14 protein-coding genes are annotated in these 15,685 nt (G+C 39.4%); 4 read left to right on the plus strand and 10 right to left on the minus strand.

Features of this window, described 5'->3' with window-relative positions:
- Positions 1-5 precede the first annotated feature (5 nt).
- The 3 genes from aroQ to rpsO form a co-directional block, all read right to left on the minus strand.
- Complete coding sequence (gene aroQ / locus EXS92_RS00395; RefSeq protein WP_033777360.1) at positions 6-518, minus strand: type II 3-dehydroquinate dehydratase; 513 nt, start codon at positions 516-518, stop codon at positions 6-8.
- A 129-nt stretch (positions 519-647) separates the two neighbouring features.
- Positions 648-1,937 (minus strand): O-antigen ligase family protein, encoded by a 1,290-nt coding sequence (locus EXS92_RS00400; RefSeq protein WP_165515111.1) that lies wholly within the window; start codon positions 1,935-1,937, stop codon positions 648-650.
- Positions 1,938-1,977: 40 nt separating this feature from the next.
- A complete protein-coding gene (gene rpsO / locus EXS92_RS00405; protein ID WP_001197108.1) occupies positions 1,978-2,250 on the minus strand; it encodes a 30S ribosomal protein S15 in 273 nt (90 codons plus the stop codon).
- Positions 2,251-2,384: 134 nt separating this feature from the next.
- Between rpsO and flhA the strand changes: the two genes are divergently transcribed.
- From flhA to EXS92_RS08100, 3 genes are all read left to right on the plus strand, one after another.
- Positions 2,385-4,586 carry a flagellar biosynthesis protein FlhA gene (flhA, locus tag EXS92_RS00410; RefSeq protein WP_001262822.1) on the plus strand — a complete coding sequence of 734 codons (2,202 nt, stop codon included), beginning with the start codon at positions 2,385-2,387 and terminating at the stop codon, positions 4,584-4,586.
- A gap of 30 nt (positions 4,587-4,616) precedes the next feature.
- Positions 4,617-5,660 carry a 3',5'-cyclic-nucleotide phosphodiesterase gene (locus tag EXS92_RS00415; protein WP_165515114.1) on the plus strand — a complete coding sequence of 348 codons (1,044 nt, stop codon included), beginning with the start codon at positions 4,617-4,619 and terminating at the stop codon, positions 5,658-5,660.
- 341 nt (positions 5,661-6,001) lie between these two features.
- Positions 6,002-6,262 carry a hypothetical protein gene (locus EXS92_RS08100; protein ID WP_080228778.1) on the plus strand — a complete coding sequence of 87 codons (261 nt, stop codon included), beginning with the start codon at positions 6,002-6,004 and terminating at the stop codon, positions 6,260-6,262.
- Positions 6,263-6,453: 191 nt separating this feature from the next.
- Here the strand turns inward: EXS92_RS08100 and hsrA are convergent, their stop codons facing one another.
- Positions 6,454-7,125 (minus strand): response regulator-like transcription factor HsrA, encoded by a 672-nt coding sequence (hsrA, locus tag EXS92_RS00420; RefSeq protein ID WP_001264984.1) that lies wholly within the window; start codon positions 7,123-7,125, stop codon positions 6,454-6,456.
- A gap of 348 nt (positions 7,126-7,473) precedes the next feature.
- The gene (locus EXS92_RS00425) at positions 7,474-8,586 is read right to left on the minus strand and encodes a metallophosphoesterase (protein ID WP_165515116.1); all 1,113 of its coding nucleotides are present in this window, start codon (positions 8,584-8,586) and stop codon (positions 7,474-7,476) included.
- A gap of 198 nt (positions 8,587-8,784) precedes the next feature.
- Here EXS92_RS00425 and acs point away from each other — a divergent pair, with 198 nt between their 5' ends.
- Positions 8,785-10,773, plus strand: coding sequence for an acetate--CoA ligase (acs, locus tag EXS92_RS00430; protein ID WP_120896235.1), 1,989 nt, complete (start codon positions 8,785-8,787; stop codon positions 10,771-10,773).
- A 102-nt stretch (positions 10,774-10,875) separates the two neighbouring features.
- Here acs and EXS92_RS00435 read toward each other — a convergent pair whose 3' ends face one another.
- The 5 genes from EXS92_RS00435 to thrB are packed head-to-tail and all read right to left on the minus strand — an operon-like array spanning position 10,876 to position 15,633.
- The gene (locus EXS92_RS00435) at positions 10,876-11,316 is read right to left on the minus strand and encodes a ribosome maturation factor RimP (protein ID WP_108399450.1); all 441 of its coding nucleotides are present in this window, start codon (positions 11,314-11,316) and stop codon (positions 10,876-10,878) included.
- Positions 11,309-11,644 (minus strand): 30S ribosome-binding factor RbfA, encoded by a 336-nt coding sequence (gene rbfA, locus EXS92_RS00440; protein ID WP_000991153.1) that lies wholly within the window; start codon positions 11,642-11,644, stop codon positions 11,309-11,311. Before rbfA ends, EXS92_RS00435 begins: the two co-directional genes overlap by 8 nt.
- On the minus strand, positions 11,644-14,514 hold the full coding sequence (gene infB, locus EXS92_RS00445) for a translation initiation factor IF-2 (RefSeq protein ID WP_165515118.1): 2,871 nt from the start codon (positions 14,512-14,514) through the stop codon (positions 11,644-11,646). Before infB ends, rbfA begins: the two co-directional genes overlap by 1 nt.
- On the minus strand, positions 14,511-14,765 hold the full coding sequence (locus tag EXS92_RS00450) for a DUF448 domain-containing protein (RefSeq protein ID WP_187216859.1): 255 nt from the start codon (positions 14,763-14,765) through the stop codon (positions 14,511-14,513). The genes infB and EXS92_RS00450 overlap by 4 nt, the downstream gene beginning before the upstream one ends.
- Entirely contained in the window at positions 14,752-15,633 is an 882-nt protein-coding gene (thrB, locus tag EXS92_RS00455; RefSeq protein WP_165515120.1) for a homoserine kinase, read from the minus strand. Before thrB ends, EXS92_RS00450 begins: the two co-directional genes overlap by 14 nt.
- Positions 15,634-15,685: the final 52 nt, after the last annotated feature.

Consider the following 15,685-nt stretch of genomic DNA (forward strand, 5'->3'; position numbering starts at 1 on the left):
CCCTTTTACTTTTGATTGTTGATCGGGTTATTGGGGTTATTAGGGTCGTTTTTTTGGGCTTCTTGGAAAGCTTTCATCTCAGCTAAAATATTCACCATTGCCATTAAAGCCATGTTGTAACCAAGCGGGCCAAATCCCATGATCACGCCTCCACAAGCCGCTCCGGTGTAAGAATTTTTCCTGAACTCTTCTCTGGCTTGAATGTTAGTGAGATGCACTTCAATAACGGGTTTGCCCGCTAGCATGATCGCATCTGCAATCGCAATAGAAGTGTGCGAAAACGCTCCAGGGTTAATGATGATCCCTTCATAATCGCTGCCCACGCTCTCTTGAATTTTGTCAATGATTTCGCCCTCAAAATTGGTTTGAAAAAACTCTAATTCCACATCTAAATTGCCTTGTTTCACGAAAGTTTGCATGATTTCATGGATTTGGTCTAAGGTTACCATGCCATAAAGTCTTGGGTCTCTGTGTCCTAACATGTTTAAATTAGGCCCTTGAATCACTAAAATTTTCATTAATTTATTTCTCCTTGTTGAATATGGAATGAAACCGCATTATAGCATAAGTTTTTATCTTACCCCTTAAATCCCCTAAGAACGCATTGTCAAGAAACTACCGCTTGACTAGCGTTAAATTTTTTGATGCTAAAAAGCGCTTTTATCCTTTTTTAAAAAAACAGCCATCATGGTCATTCCTACAAAAAAACTTCCCGTAATGAAGAAATCAAAGGGGTCAAACCCGATGCCAAAAATGAGGTAAAAAGTGAGTGTCGTTAATATAAAAAACGATATTAAAGAATTTTGCTTGATCCCGCTCCAAAAAATCTTTACAATAACTAATAAAAAAAAGAGCCAGATTAAAAAGCCTATGATCCCCCTAGTGGCTAAAACATGAATGATTTGATTGTCATACCTTTCATAACAAAGAATCAAATCTTTGGCTCTATAAGACTTTGATAAGGATAAAATCTCTTCTAACCTCTGGCATTTCTCGCTAGCGGCCATACCAAAAAAGGGCCTTAAACGCAAAACCGTTAGGGCTTCTTTCCAGCGCTCCAAACGCCACCCGATGCTGCTATCAGCGTCCTTTTTAGCGTAGCGTTTCAAATCCTCTTCAAAGCTTTGATTTTGAACCCTAGATTGCTCTATGACTTTGCGTTTTTCTAAAGCGTTACTCCCCACATACAAAGCGCTCAAAATCAGACTCACAACCACCATATAACCTAATGGTTTGAACGATTTTTTGGCGTATAAAATAAAGCAAGAAAGGATTAAAAAAGTAGCCACAAAAGCGATTGTCGCGCTCCTTGTGGCACTTAAAATAACGACTAAAAACCCCACGAAAACAGAAAGGGTGAAAAAAAGTTTCTCTTTTTGATTGTGCGAATAGAGCGCATAAATATAACAGCCTAAAATGGACACGCTCACTAAAACCACATACTCCTTAACCGTGCTAAACCCTTGCGCTCTGGGCATGTTAAAATAAATTTTTTGCACTAATGAAAGCAGGCCGTTGATGAAATTTGCCACAGCCATGCTATAAAAAAGGATTTTTTGATCCAATTTGATCCTTAAACGGCTAGCAAAAAGCAAGCATAACGCCCCACAAGCGTAAGTTAAAGACATGTTTAGAGCGAATAAATTGTAGCGGAAAGTTTGGCTATCATACATGTTAAACATGTTAGGGAAGATGCTTAAAAACACGCCTAAAAAAGCCAGAGTGAGCCATTTAAAGGGCATGGTTTTTAAATGATTAATCGTGAAGGTTTCTTTCAAAGACGCTTGGAAATAACACCTAAAAAACAAAAAAACCATTAAAACAATCAATAAGACTTGCGTTAAAGGTTTTTTAAACGAAGTGAGAAAGAAAAGGGCAAAGATTAGAGTGAAAACAGAGTCCGCACTAAAAAAGGCTTTCAAACGCTCTTTCAACACAAACTCGCCATGATTTAAAATCCCCTAAAACCGATAAAAACTACCTGTCTTTAATGCCTAGCTTTTCAATCAAAACCACATAACGGGCATGATCGGTGCGTTTGATGTATTTCAACAAGTTGCGTCTTTGAGCGACTAATTTTAAAAGCCCTAAACGACTGGAATGATCTTTAGGGTTAGTTTTTAAATGCTCGGTTAAAAGCTTGATCCTTTCATTCAACAACGCCACTTGCACCTCACAAGAACCGGTATCGTTTGCTTTAGTGGCAAACGCCTTAATGATTTCTTGTTTTTTCTCCAGATTCAAAGCCATAACGACCTCCTAATTGGTAATTTAATAAAGATCGCATTATAGCGTAAAATAAGCTTTTTTGCGCCATACTCTTAAACTTTATATTATAATAAGAGACAAACACACCTACCAAATTAAGGCATTGATTTTAGATTATGGCAAACGAACGCTCCAAATTAGCTTTTAAAAAGGCTTTCCCTGTCTTTAAACGCTTCTTGCAATCCAAAGATTTAGCCCTCGTGGTCTTTGTGATCGCTATTTTAGCGATCATTATCGTGCCGTTACCGCCTTTTGTGTTGGATTTTTTACTCACGATTTCTATCGCGCTATCGGTGTTAATCATTTTAATCGGGCTTTATATTGACAAGCCTACTGATTTTAGCGCTTTCCCTACTTTGCTTCTCATTGTAACCTTATACCGTTTGGCTTTAAATGTGGCGACCACTAGAATGATTTTAACCCAAGGCTATAAAGGGCCTAGCGCGGTGAGCGATATTATCACGGCGTTTGGGGAATTTAGCGTGAGCGGGAATTATGTGATTGGGGCGATTATCTTTAGTATTTTAGTGCTAGTGAATCTATTAGTGGTTACTAATGGCTCTACTCGGGTGACTGAAGTGAGGGCACGATTTGCCCTAGACGCTATGCCAGGAAAGCAAATGGCGATTGATGCGGATTTAAACTCAGGGCTTATTGATGATAAGGAAGCCAAAAAACGGCGCGCCGCTCTAAGCCAAGAAGCGGATTTTTATGGTGCGATGGATGGCGCGTCTAAATTCGTCAAAGGCGATGCGATCGCTTCTATCATTATCACGCTTATCAATATTATTGGAGGGTTTTTAGTGGGTGTGTTCCAAAGGGATATGAGCCTAAGCTTTAGCGCTAGCACTTTCACTATCCTAACCATTGGCGATGGGCTTGTGGGGCAAATCCCTGCTTTAATCATTGCGACAGCGACCGGTATCGTCGCCACTCGCACCACGCAAAACGAAGAAGAGGACTTCGCTTCTAAGCTCATCACGCAACTTACGAATAAAAGCAAAACTTTAGTGATTGTGGGGGCGATTTTATTGCTTTTTGCCACCATTCCTGGACTCCCTACCTTTTCTTTAGCGTTTGTAGGGACCCTCTTTTTATTCATCGCATGGCTGATTAGTAGGGAGGGAAAGGACGGGCTGCTCACTAAATTAGAAAATTATTTGAGTCAAAAATTCGGCTTGGATTTGAGCGAAAAACCCCACAGCTCCAAAATCAAACCCCACGCCCCCACCACAAAAACTAAAACCCAAGAAGAGATTAAAAGAGAAGAAGAGCAAGCCATTGATGAAGTGTTAAAAATTGAATTTTTAGAACTGGCTTTAGGCTATCAGCTCATTAGCTTAGCGGACATGAAACAAGGGGGCGATTTGTTAGAAAGGATTAGGGGCATTAGAAAAAAGATAGCGAGCGATTATGGGTTTTTGATGCCTCAAATTAGAATTAGGGATAATTTACAACTCCCCCCAACGCATTATGAAATCAAGCTTAAGGGCATTGTGATTGGTGAGGGCATGGTGATGCCGGATAAGTTTTTAGCCATGAATACCGGTTTTGTGAATAAAGAAATTGAAGGCATTCCTACTAAAGAGCCGGCTTTTGGAATGGACGCTTTATGGATTGACGCTAAAAATAAAGAAGAAGCCATCATTCAAGGCTACACTATCATTGATCCAAGCACCGTTATTGCGACGCACACCAGCGAATTAGTGAAAAAATACGCTGAAGATTTTATCACTAAAGATGAAGTGAAATCCCTTTTAGAGCGCTTGGCTAAAGACTATCCTACGATTGTAGAAGAGAGTAAAAAAATCCCCACCGGCGCGATCCGCTCAGTCTTGCAAGCCTTGTTGCATGAAAAAATCCCCATTAAAGACATGCTCACTATTTTAGAAACGATTACCGATATTGCCCCATTGGTTCAAAACGATGTGAATATCTTAACCGAACAAGTGAGGGCGAGGCTTTCTAGGGTGATCACTAACGCTTTTAAATCTGAAGACGGGCGTTTGAAATTTTTAACCTTTTCTACCGATAGCGAACAATTTTTGCTCAATAAATTGCGAGAAAATGGCGCTTCTAAGAGCTTGCTACTCAATGTGGGCGAATTGCAAAAACTCATTGAAGGGGTTTCTGAAGAGGCTATGAAAGTCTTGCAAAAAGGGATCGCTCCGGTGATTTTGATCGTAGAGCCTAATTTAAGAAAAGCCCTTTCCAATCAAATGGAGCAGGCCAGGATTGATGTGGTCGTGCTAAGCCATGCGGAATTGGATCCTAACTCTAATTTTGAAGCCTTAGGCACGATCCATATTAACTTTTAATGGATAAATAATTGATAAAAAAGGAGAATGATGCAAGTTTACCACCTTTCACACATTGATTTAGACGGCTATGCATGCCAGCTTGTTTCAAAACAATTTTTTAAGAATATCCAATGCTATAACGCTAATTACGGGCGTGAAGTCTCAGCGAGAATTTATGAGATTCTAAACGCGATCGCTCAATCTAAAGAGAGTGAATTCCTTATTTTGATTAGCGATTTGAATTTGAATTTAAGCGAAGCAGAGTATTTGCAAGATAAAATCCAAGAACACCGCTTGCAAAATAAAGACATTCAAATCCAGCTTTTGGATCACCATATCAGCGGTAAGGAAGTGGCTGAGAGTTTCCATTGGTATTTTTTAGACACGAACCGTTGCGCGACTAAAATCGTGTATGAATTTTTGAAAAAACATTACGCTATTTTAGAGCCAAAAAACACGCTATGGCTAGAGCCTTTAGTGGAAATGGTCAATTCTGTGGATATTTGGGACACGCAAGGTTATGGCTTTGAATTAGGCAAGGTGTGCATGCGCATGATCACTCAAAGCTCTGAATTGAACCGCTTCATGTTTGATGATGAAAACCGCGATTATAAATTAAAGCTTTTAGAAGAAGTTAAAAACTATTTGTTTTTAGAAAACGCCCCTGTAGCCTATGATAACGATTTGTTCAGGCTTAAAAAAATCGCTCTAGGGGGCGACCCTACTACAGAAACGATGGACAATATCTCTTCAAACGCGCAAACGCATTTGCTCTCTTTAAAAAAGCATGATTGCAGCGTTTATTACCAGGATAAAAAAGGGTTTTTAAGCTATTCTATGGGGGGTATTAGCGTGTTGGCTAACCTTTTTTTAACGCAAAATCCGGATTTTGATTTTTATATGGATGTGAACGCTAAAGGGAATGTGAGCTTAAGGGCGAATGGGAATTGCGATGTGTGCGAACTCAGTCAAATGTGTTTCAATGGGGGCGGGCATAGGAATGCGAGCGGGGGCAAGATTGATGGCTTTAAAGAAAGCTTTAATTATAAGGACATTAAAGAGCAAGTTGAAGAAATTTTCAATAACGCCTAACGCTAAAGTTAGCTGTTTGTAAAAAGCGTTGGTTATAAAAACTAAGAGTTTAAAACTCTTTTTGAAAGGTTTAAAAATTTCTATTTTATCATTTTGTATAAACTCATTCCTTTAAGGTAAAGGGGTATTTTAAAAACTATTCCCCTATATTCCCCTACAAACCCCCTAACCCCCAAAAGACCGCTTAAAAAGCTATCGCTTGGTTAAAATCAAGCCCTTTTATTATTGATTGTAAAAAATGTTTTTTTAATATTTTTAGGTTTTTTAATCCGTAATCACAGCCAATAGTGGTTTAAATTATCCCTCTATGTTATTGTTTTTATGTTGCGGGTATTTGGAGCATGTTAGGGTTTGGGGTAATAGCGGGTGGTTATCTTAAAAACGAGATAACCAACTATGAAACGATTAGTCATAGTTTTAATGGTTCTCGCAACGCCACTACACTAAAATTTCAGCACAAGCTTAAAATCTTGCCAGCGTTTTCTTTGTGTATTTTTCTTGTGTCCCATAAAAATCCCACAAAAATAAGACTTTGTCAATATCCAATGAAAACAGAGCCAAATCTTATATTTTTGTATTTTGATGGATATTTAAATCCATGAATTGATATGAATTTATTTGAGTGTTTTTTAACCAAAATACCCCACTAACCCAACTACAGATAAAATAATCACACCACCCAGCCAAACATAATATGATATTATTGCTATCGTTATTAAAATATTGTCAATGATCTCGCACCCACTCCACCCCATGACAACCAATCGCATTTTTTAGCAAAAAATTACGAAGTTTATTCTTCACATGCCGGTTTGGGGTAGCAAAAACGATAGCCTCTGCGCCTCACGGTTTCAACCGTGGAAATCCCCAAGGGTTTATCCATTTTTTGGCGGATTTGATTGATAGCCACTTCAATCACATTAGGGGTAACCATTTCAGGCTCTTCCCAAATAGCGTCTAAAAGCTGTTCTTTGGAGACGATTTGATCCCTATGCCTGGCAAGATGGGTCAGCACTTCAAAGGGCTTCCCTTTAACTTCAACCTCACGCCCCTTGTAAATAATCTTTTCTTCATCAGGGCTAATGGTCAAATCCCCAATTTCAATCACATTAGAACCCCAAAATCTCAAACGAGCCTCAATCCTTGCGACTAAAGCTTTAATGCTGCGGTAAGGCTTAGCGATATAATCGTCCGCGCCTTGCTCAAACGCATGGACTTCTTCTTCGCTTGTAGGGTTATCCGAAGAAACTAAAACAACGATAGAAGAATGCTTCTCCTTGATTCTAGAAACAAAACTTAAAGCGTTTTTATCGCTAACCATAACTAAGTCATAATTCCTAATATCCATAAGGTATTCCCCATCCTCTAAACTCTCTGTTACATCAGCCATAAAGCCTTTAACATTTAAGCCCTTTTCAATTTCTCCACCTAAAACAGAATTTTTTTCAATCAGTAGAACGCGCATGGTGTATGGACTCCTGCATTTAAGAGTAATTCAAGCACTGATTATATCATAATTTTAAATTAGTTTAAGAAAATATTAATAAAAGTTATCGCTTGATCAAAAACCCTTGATTATTGGTTGTAAAAAATGCCTTTGAGCGTTTTTATGGACAATTTTTAAAATCATTTGCTAAAAATCACCATTTTATTGTATAATTACAAATCCAACCATTCCTTATGGTTTGGTTGGCACCGCTAAGATTGAAGGGTCACCTCCCCCTCCTTTCCCTTTGTCTTGGCGGTTGTTTTTAACTCCTTGTTTTAATCCCTGTTTTTAACCGCTTGATTACGATTTTAAGATTTTGTTTAACTAAGCTTGATTTTTAGGTAAAAGCCTAAGGTATGCGATCTCGCTAGGGGCTAAAAACCTTAAAGGAATCCCCCAATACCCTGCCCCACTGCTCACATAAATTTGAGTGGTGGGGCTGTGCTTGTATAAACCATGTAAATAGGTTTGCGCCAACTTGACTAAAAGGCTAAAGGGAAAGATTTGCCCTGCATGGGTATGCCCTGAAAGCACTAAATCTACAGAGTGGCTTTCTTTGAGGCTTCTAATTTGTTTGGGCTGGTGGGCTAAAAGGATCGTGGGCTTACTCTCATTGCGCTTTTTTAAAGCTTTGTCAATATCAGGGGCAAAATTTTGATGCTTCCGTGCGAAATAATCATACACGCCGCACAAATTGATCCCCCCTAGATTCACGCATTCATTCCCTAAAATCGTCAAATTAAGCGTATTAAGAAACGATAAAATCGGCTCTATGCCATGATAATACTCATGATTTCCTGGCACATAAAAAGTGCCATGCGTGCTTTTAAGGTTGTTTAAGGGCAGTAAAAAAGATTTGACTTTTTCAATGCTTTCATCCACTAAATCCCCCCCAATCAGCACCATATCCACTTCTTTTTGATTGACTTCTTCTACAATGTAATCAACAAAATCTTTTTGCAACAAACTCCCCACATGCATGTCTGTGAGTAAAATAATCTTTAATTCTTTATCCAGCTTGTCTAAATAAATAGGGGTTTCTTTGATTTTAGGGCGGGCCAACCCTTCATAAAAGCCGCGCCAAAAATACCCTAATAACGCCAGATAAAACCCTAATTTTAAAAAGTTTTTTAAACCTTTACGCCTTGAAGGTAAGAAATCTATTTTTTCTACAGAGTAGGAAAACCCGTAAAAACTTAAAGAAAAAATAAACACAATAAAAGACACAAACGAACACGCTGAAGTCAAAACAAACAAATGGCTAGGCATAGTATTTCTATAAAAAGCAAAAGCCGCCTCGCCCGCACTCAAAAGGATAAAAAACCCTAAATAAGCGTATTGAGAGATTTTCTTTAAGGTTAAAAACGATTTCAACATCCTAAAAGAACTATAATTCAAAAGACACAAAACCAATAAAAACGCTATGGAGATCAGCATACCACCCTTTTTGTAGTCATAATGTTCTACTATATTAGCATATTAACGCTAATACACCCTTTAGGTTTCATCGTGCTATTTCCTTTTTTATCAGTCTCAATCCACACAGAAAAGAGAAAAGTATCCCTCCATTTAAAAGAGTGTGAGTTTGGATATAATAATAAAAAGTGTGCTTAAAACCATGAAAAAGGAGATGCGATGCAATTAGACAATGATTCAGAATTCGCTAAAAAAATCTTTAACCCTAACAGAGCGTTTGCCAAGCAAGCCAGGATTAAAAACATGTGCGAATATAAAGATTTAGTGCATGAAGCCAATGAAGATTATGAACATTTTTGGGGCGAGTTAGCCAAGCAAAAACTCACATGGTTTAAACCTTTTGATAAGGTTTTAAACAGCGATAACGCCCCTTTTTTCAAATGGTTTGAAAACGGCAAAATCAATGTTTCTTACAATTGCATAGACAGGCATTTAAAAGACAAAAAAAATAAAGTAGCGATCATTTTTGAAGGGGAAATGGGGGATTATAATGTCATCACCTACAGAAAACTCCACTCTGAAGTCAATAAAACAGCCAACCTTTTAAAAAACGAATTCAATGTCAAAAAAGGCGATAGAGTCATTATCTATATGCCTATGATTGTAGAAAGCGTTTATATGATGCTCGCATGCGCTAGGATTGGAGCGATCCATAGCATCGTTTTTGCTGGGTTTAGCCCTGAAGCCTTAAGGGATAGGATCAACGACACTCAAGCTAAATTAGTTATCACAGCGGACGGGACTTTTAGAAAAGGCAAACCCTATATGCTCAAGCCAGCCCTTGACAAGGCTCTAGAAAATAATGCCTGCCCTAGTGTGGAAAAAGCGCTCATTGTGATACGAAACGCCAAAGAGATTGATTATGTGAGAGGGCGCGATTTTGTCTATAATGAAATGGTCCATTACCAATCCGATAAATGTGAACCTGAAATGATGGACTCTGAAGATCCTTTATTCTTGCTCTATACAAGCGGATCAACCGGGAAACCTAAAGGCGTTCAACACAGCAGTGCAGGGTATTTGTTATGGGCGCAAATGACGATGGAGTGGGTTTTTGATATTAGAGATAACGATAATTTTTGGTGCACCGCTGATATTGGTTGGATCACAGGGCACACTTATGTGGTTTATGGACCTTTAGCTTGCGGGGCAACGACTTTGATACTAGAAGGCACGATGTCTTATCCGGATTATGGGAGATGGTGGAGGATGATAGAAGAATACCGCGTGGATAAATTCTACACTTCCCCCACCGCTATAAGAATGTTGCATGCTAAAGGCGAAAACGAACCTTTAAAGTATAATTTAGAATCGCTCAAAGTTTTAGGAACGGTGGGAGAGCCCATTAACCCTACGGCATGGAAATGGTTTTATGAAAAAATCGGTAACTCAAAATGCAGTATCGTGGATACTTGGTGGCAAACAGAAACAGGCGGGCATATCATCAGCCCTTTACCGGGAGCTACGCCTATAAGGGCCAGCTGTGCAACTTTACCTTTGCCTGGAATCCATGCAGAAGTTTTAAACGAAGACGGCACCAAAACAAAGCCTGGAGAGCAAGGGTTTTTATGCATCACTAAGCCATGGCCTTCTATGGTAAGAAACATTTGGGGCGATGAAAAACGATACATTGATAGCTATTTTTCTCAGATCAAGTTGAATGGGGAATATGTCTACCTCTCTGGAGATGGCGCTATCGTGGATGAAAACGGATACATCACTATTATTGGGCGCACAGATGATATTGTGAATGTGAGTGGGCATAGGATTGGCACGGCTGAAGTGGAGAGCGCTATTTCTAAACATGAAATGGTGGTTGAATGCGCGGTAGTGGGTATCCCTGATGCGATTAAAGGAGAGGGCTTGTTTGCGTTTGTGGTGCTGTGCGATGGGGCTAAATGCAATCTTGGCGAGAGTTTAGAATTGCTAAAAGAAATGAATCATATCTTATCCGTTGAGATTGGAAAGATCGCGAAATTAGACAATGTCATGTATGTGCCGGGTTTACCTAAAACCAGAAGCGGGAAAATCATGAGAAGGCTTTTGAAATCTATCGCCAAAAAGGAGCCCATCACTCAAGATTTAAGCACGCTAGAAGATGTGAATGTGGTTAAAGAAATAATGAGCATCGCTCAAATGGAGGAATGAAATCTAAAAAATGCTTTTTGGCGTTTTTTAGCTAAATAATAAGAGTCAATTTTAATCAAGCATCTCTTATAGAGTGCAGAAACGCTACCGTTTCGCGTTATTTCACCACTCAAAAAGCGTTTTAACTTTCTTTAAATCTTTATATTCCACGCTTTTGATAGCGTGATTCTCTAATTCAAAATCCGCGCTCCAATCGTTAGCGTCTTTAAGGACAGCTTGAAAGCTTTCTTTATTTGTGAGTTTGACTTCCACTTTTTCGCCTAAAGAAAGCTTGAAGTGTTTAGGGGTTTTAAGCGTTCTTTCTAACCCCATAGAGCTCACTTCTAAAATATAAGCGTCTTGAATAAAATCGCACACATCTAATAAGGGCGAAATCACCTCGCTCACTTGCTGGCAAATATCCAAGCTGACCGCCCCATTAGGGTTTTTAAGGCTCACCCTTAAAACATGCTGCTCATTTTCTTTAACCAAGCTCACATCATAAAGCAAATAACCCAAGCTTTCAATCACGCCCTCTATTTTCTCTTCTATTCTTTTAGTCATTATCTTTCCCTTTAGCGATTTCATTAAATATGGCGTCTAGGCGGAGCTGCTTTTCTAAACTATTGTCTAAAACAAAACTGAGTTTTGGGCATTTAAACCACCCGCTCGCTTGCAAAACAAATTGCCTGATCAAACCCTCAGCTTTTTTTAGTTTAGAAAGGATTTTATGATCTGATGAAAGCACAAACACCAAAGCGTGGTGTTTCCCTTTAGAGCATTCCACCTTAGTAACGCTTAAAGAATTCAACTCGCCATCATTCAAGCTCGCTAAAGCTTCTTGCAACAATTCTAAAAGATTGGATTCTAAGCGTTCTTTATGGGCGTTCATTAGAGGGTTCTTTTTTTATGGATTTCTTTATAGGTTTCAAACACATCGCCCACTTTAATCTCATTATAATTTTCTAGCATGATCCCGCACTCATAGCCCTTAGAAACTTCTTTCACATCATCTTTAAAGCGTTTCAAAGAAAGGATTTCGCCGGTGTGAATCACCACGCCATCCCTAATCAAACGTGCCTTAATGCCACGGGCGATCACCCCATCGCTCACCACACAACCGGCTATCGTGCCAACTTTAGGGATATTAAAGGTTTCCCTCACTTCCGCTTGCCCGGTATGCTCTTCTTCAATGATAGGACTCATCAAGCCTAATAACAACGATCGCATTTCTTCAATCAAGGCATAAATCACCGTGTAAGTTTTAATGCTCACATTGTATTCTTTAGCCTTATTTTTCACATTACCGGTGGGGCGGATGTTAAAGCCTAAAATCACGGCATGCTCACTGCTAGAAACTAGGCTCAAATCATTCTCAGTAATGCCCCCCACCCCTGAATGGATCACTTGAATCGCTACTTCTTCGTTATTGAGCTCCAACAAGCTGTTTTTAATGGCTTCTAAGCTTCCTTGCGTGTCCGCTTTAATGACTACAGGAATATTTTTCAATTCCTTATTAGCGACCATTTCTGAAAGCTCATCAAAAGACACTTTAGTGCTTTTACTCAAGGCTTTTTGGCGTAAATAAGTCGCCCTCTTTTGAGCTTGCAAGCGCGCGATAGAATCGTTTTCTACCCCTATTAAAACAGATCCCGCAGGCGGCACTTCGCTCAAGCCTGTGATGAGAGCCACCATAGAGGGTTTTAAATTTTGAATGCTCTTGCCTTGATCGTCAGTCATCGTTCTTACTTTACCAAACGCCGTTTCGGCAAAAAAACTATCCCCCACGCTCAAAGTCCCGCTTTGGACAATCACAGTGGCCACTGCCCCACGCCCTTTTTCCACGCTTCCTTCTAAAACAACCGCTCTAGCGCTACCCTCTTCTATGGCTTTTAATTCCATAATATCCGCTTGGATAAGAATGGTTTCTAATAGATTGTCAATGCCATCACCCGTTTTAGCCGAAACAGGGATAAACTCATACTCTCCGCCCCAATCCACAGGGTTATAGCCAAGCTCAGCGCATTCGGCTTTGAGTTTGTCCGGATTCACATTAGGCTTATCCATTTTATTCATCGCAAAAATCACAGGCACATTAGCAACCTTTGCATGCTCTAAAGCTTCAATAGTCTGTTGCTTCACCCCATCATCAGCCGCTATCACAATCACTGCAATATCTGTAACTTGAGCCCCACGATTACGCATCTGGCTAAAGGCTTCATGCCCTGGGGTGTCAATGAAAGACACCCACTTATCATTCTTTTCTACCATGTAAGCGCCAATGTGCTGAGTGATCCCCCCAGCTTCCGTGTGAGCGACTCTTTTATCACGGATTTTATCCAGCAGTGAAGTTTTACCATGATCCACATGCCCCATGATAGTCACCACAGGCGGGCGCTCTTTTTTCACCCCCTCTAGCACTTCTTCTACTTCAAATTCTTCTAAAGTGTTTTGAACAGAAATTTCTAAATGGAACTCTTCGGCTAAAATCTCTATGCTATCCTTATCCAAAAAGTCGTTTTTAGTTACCATAAGCCCTAAATTAAAGAGGGTTTTAATCACATCAGCCAGATTCAAATTCGCTTTTTGCGCGAATTCATAGACGCGCACTTCTTCAGGGATTGAAATCGCGCTTTGGATCACTTTTTGGCTGTTATCGTTACGGAATGCACGCTTTTTCTTGGATTGTCGTTTGATCCCGCTTTCATTCATCCAAGGGTTTTTTCTTTGGACACGCACCCTGTCGTTGATATTTTGGCGGATTTCTTTTTCTTCTTCTTCCTTATTGAGATTATCTTGTTCATGCAAATCAAACAATAAGATTTCATCGGTTTCATCATCATAAATATCATTGCCCTTAAAATCCCTCGCATCGCTCAAATCAATTTTATGGGATTTGTTGTTTTTGGCTGTGGGGGTGGCTTTGGGCTTACTTGGTTTTTTGGCTTTTTTAGCCTCTTGTTTGTCTTTTTCTTGCCATTCTTTTTTAATGTCTTCAAAAATAGCCGCCGCGCTTTGAGTGGGTTTTTTGCTTTCAGCTACGCTGTTTTCAGTTTCATTTTCTGTTTCATCGTTGCGTTTAATCACCCTAAAACCGGTACGCCTTTTAATGTTTTCATGGCGTTTGATCTCTTGCTCTTGCTTTTTAACTTCGCTGATTTCTTTTTTAACATTATTAACATTATTAACATTATTAACATTATTAATATTATTAGCGTTATTGGCGTTGTTAGCGTTACTTTGGGTGAGCTTGCTTAGGGCTTCTCGGCTTTTTTGGATTTCTTGGAGCTTTTGCTTGGCTTTTTCTATTTGAGAGTGGCTAACCGCTTTAGGGGTGTTTTCTACAGGGGGCGTTTGGTCTTCAAAAGTATTGACAATCTCTATCCCTCCTTTTTTTTTGGCAATGGGCGCAAGAGCTTCTTTTTTCTTTTCTTTAGTTTTTTTGGGCTTTGGCTGGCTTTTTGTTTCTTCTTTTTTAGGCGTTTTGGAAACCTTTTTGTTAAGAGGTTTGGGTGTAGCGGTTATATTCAAATCATCTTTATTGTCTTGTTCAGGATTTTTAGTGGGTTTATTGGCTTGTATTTGTTCTTTAATGCCATCCACAATGTATTTGTATAGCTTACCGGCTTGCTCTGGGGTCATTTTAGAATTTGTCTTAAGCTCTAAACCAATGTCTTTGGCTTGCTCGATCACATTTTTAAGCTCTTTTTGGGTCTTGCCAAGCTCGGCTAAAAATTCTTTTAAATCAACCATACCACTCATGCTATGCTTCTCTCCTTAATCCAAGTAATGATATTTTTGGTATCTTTTGGGGCGTTCTTTATTTTTGAAACCGCTTTCAACAACTTTTTTTCTCCATTTTTCAAACAATTTCCACACACATAAAAACTACGACCCTTCCCGTCAAACTCCACAATTTGATTTTCAAAGCTTTTCAAACGCAACAAACCCTTTTGAGGTTGGCGCATTCTGCACGCCACGCACATGCGGATCTTAATTTCAGTCTTTCTCAATAAGGACTCCATCATTGTCAAAATCTAAAACCGCTACCCTAAATTTAGGGAATTTCTTGCTCAAAACCTGCTTTAATTTAGGGGCGTCCTCTTCATAACACATGTTAAAAAACGACGAACCGCTCCCTGAAAGCGTGCTCATTAAGGCGTTATTTTCTAAAGCGAGCTTTTGGATCGCAAACAACACGGGATAAGTTTGCATGCGCTTATACTGGTGCATCCTGTCTTTAGAACAACAACGCAACAAATCCCATTTCCCTTGCGCAATCGCCATCGTCATCAAACTCGCATGCGAAAGGTTAAACACGCTTTCTTGCACGCTGTAACGCTTGGGCAAGAGGTGGCGCGATTGCTTGGTAGAAATGACCCTATTAGGGATCACCATCACCGCTTTTAAAAAAGAAGGGATTTTGGTTTTTAAACTTATCACTTTCTTTTTTTCCACAAACGCCGCATTATACCCCCCAAACACCGCCGGGGTGATATTATCCGGGTGGTTTTCATAAATTAAAGCGGTATTGAGAATGTTTTCTCTATCAAAAGGAAACCCTAAAAACGCAAACGCTGAAGCAACCGCACCCACAATCATTGCCGAGCTAGACCCCATGCCCCTTGTAATAGGGACTTTATTATGCAATAAAAATTTAAACGATCCGTCATTCCCATGCTTTTTTAAAATCTCATAAAACACTTTGGTGAAAATATTGTTGGTTAAAAACTTAGGAATCCCTTCACCCTCCCCAACCAATTTCACCGCATGAAAACTGCTAGGCTCAATAAAAAAACGATTGCGTAAATTCAAACTCAAACCCAAGCAATCAAAACCGGGACCTAAATTCGCACTTGTTGCAGGAACACTCACTACCAAATTTTAAACCCCTATTGTTGATACCCTTTCATTTTTAAAACTAGCATTATAC

This window comes from Helicobacter pylori, assembly GCF_011175115.1.
In the GTDB taxonomy this organism is placed as follows: Bacteria; Campylobacterota; Campylobacteria; order Campylobacterales; family Helicobacteraceae; genus Helicobacter; species Helicobacter pylori_DF.

Coding starts and splice junctions, on each gene's coding strand:
- aroQ (WP_033777360.1), bottom strand. CDS start 518: ATGAAAATTTTAGTGATTCAAGGGCCTAATTTAAACATGTTAGGACAC.
- rpsO (WP_001197108.1), bottom strand. CDS start 2,250: ATGGCTTTGAATCTGGAGAAAAAACAAGAAATCATTAAGGCGTTTGCC.
- flhA (WP_001262822.1), top strand. CDS start 2,385: ATGGCAAACGAACGCTCCAAATTAGCTTTTAAAAAGGCTTTCCCTGTC.
- EXS92_RS00415 (WP_165515114.1), top strand. CDS start 4,617: ATGCAAGTTTACCACCTTTCACACATTGATTTAGACGGCTATGCATGC.
- EXS92_RS08100 (WP_080228778.1), top strand. CDS start 6,002: ATGTTAGGGTTTGGGGTAATAGCGGGTGGTTATCTTAAAAACGAGATA.
- hsrA (WP_001264984.1), bottom strand. CDS start 7,125: ATGCGCGTTCTACTGATTGAAAAAAATTCTGTTTTAGGTGGAGAAATT.
- EXS92_RS00425 (WP_165515116.1), bottom strand. CDS start 8,586: ATGCTGATCTCCATAGCGTTTTTATTGGTTTTGTGTCTTTTGAATTAT.
- acs (WP_120896235.1), top strand. CDS start 8,785: ATGCAATTAGACAATGATTCAGAATTCGCTAAAAAAATCTTTAACCCT.
- EXS92_RS00435 (WP_108399450.1), bottom strand. CDS start 11,316: ATGACTAAAAGAATAGAAGAGAAAATAGAGGGCGTGATTGAAAGCTTG.
- rbfA (WP_000991153.1), bottom strand. CDS start 11,644: ATGAACGCCCATAAAGAACGCTTAGAATCCAATCTTTTAGAATTGTTG.
- infB (WP_165515118.1), bottom strand. CDS start 14,514: ATGAGTGGTATGGTTGATTTAAAAGAATTTTTAGCCGAGCTTGGCAAG.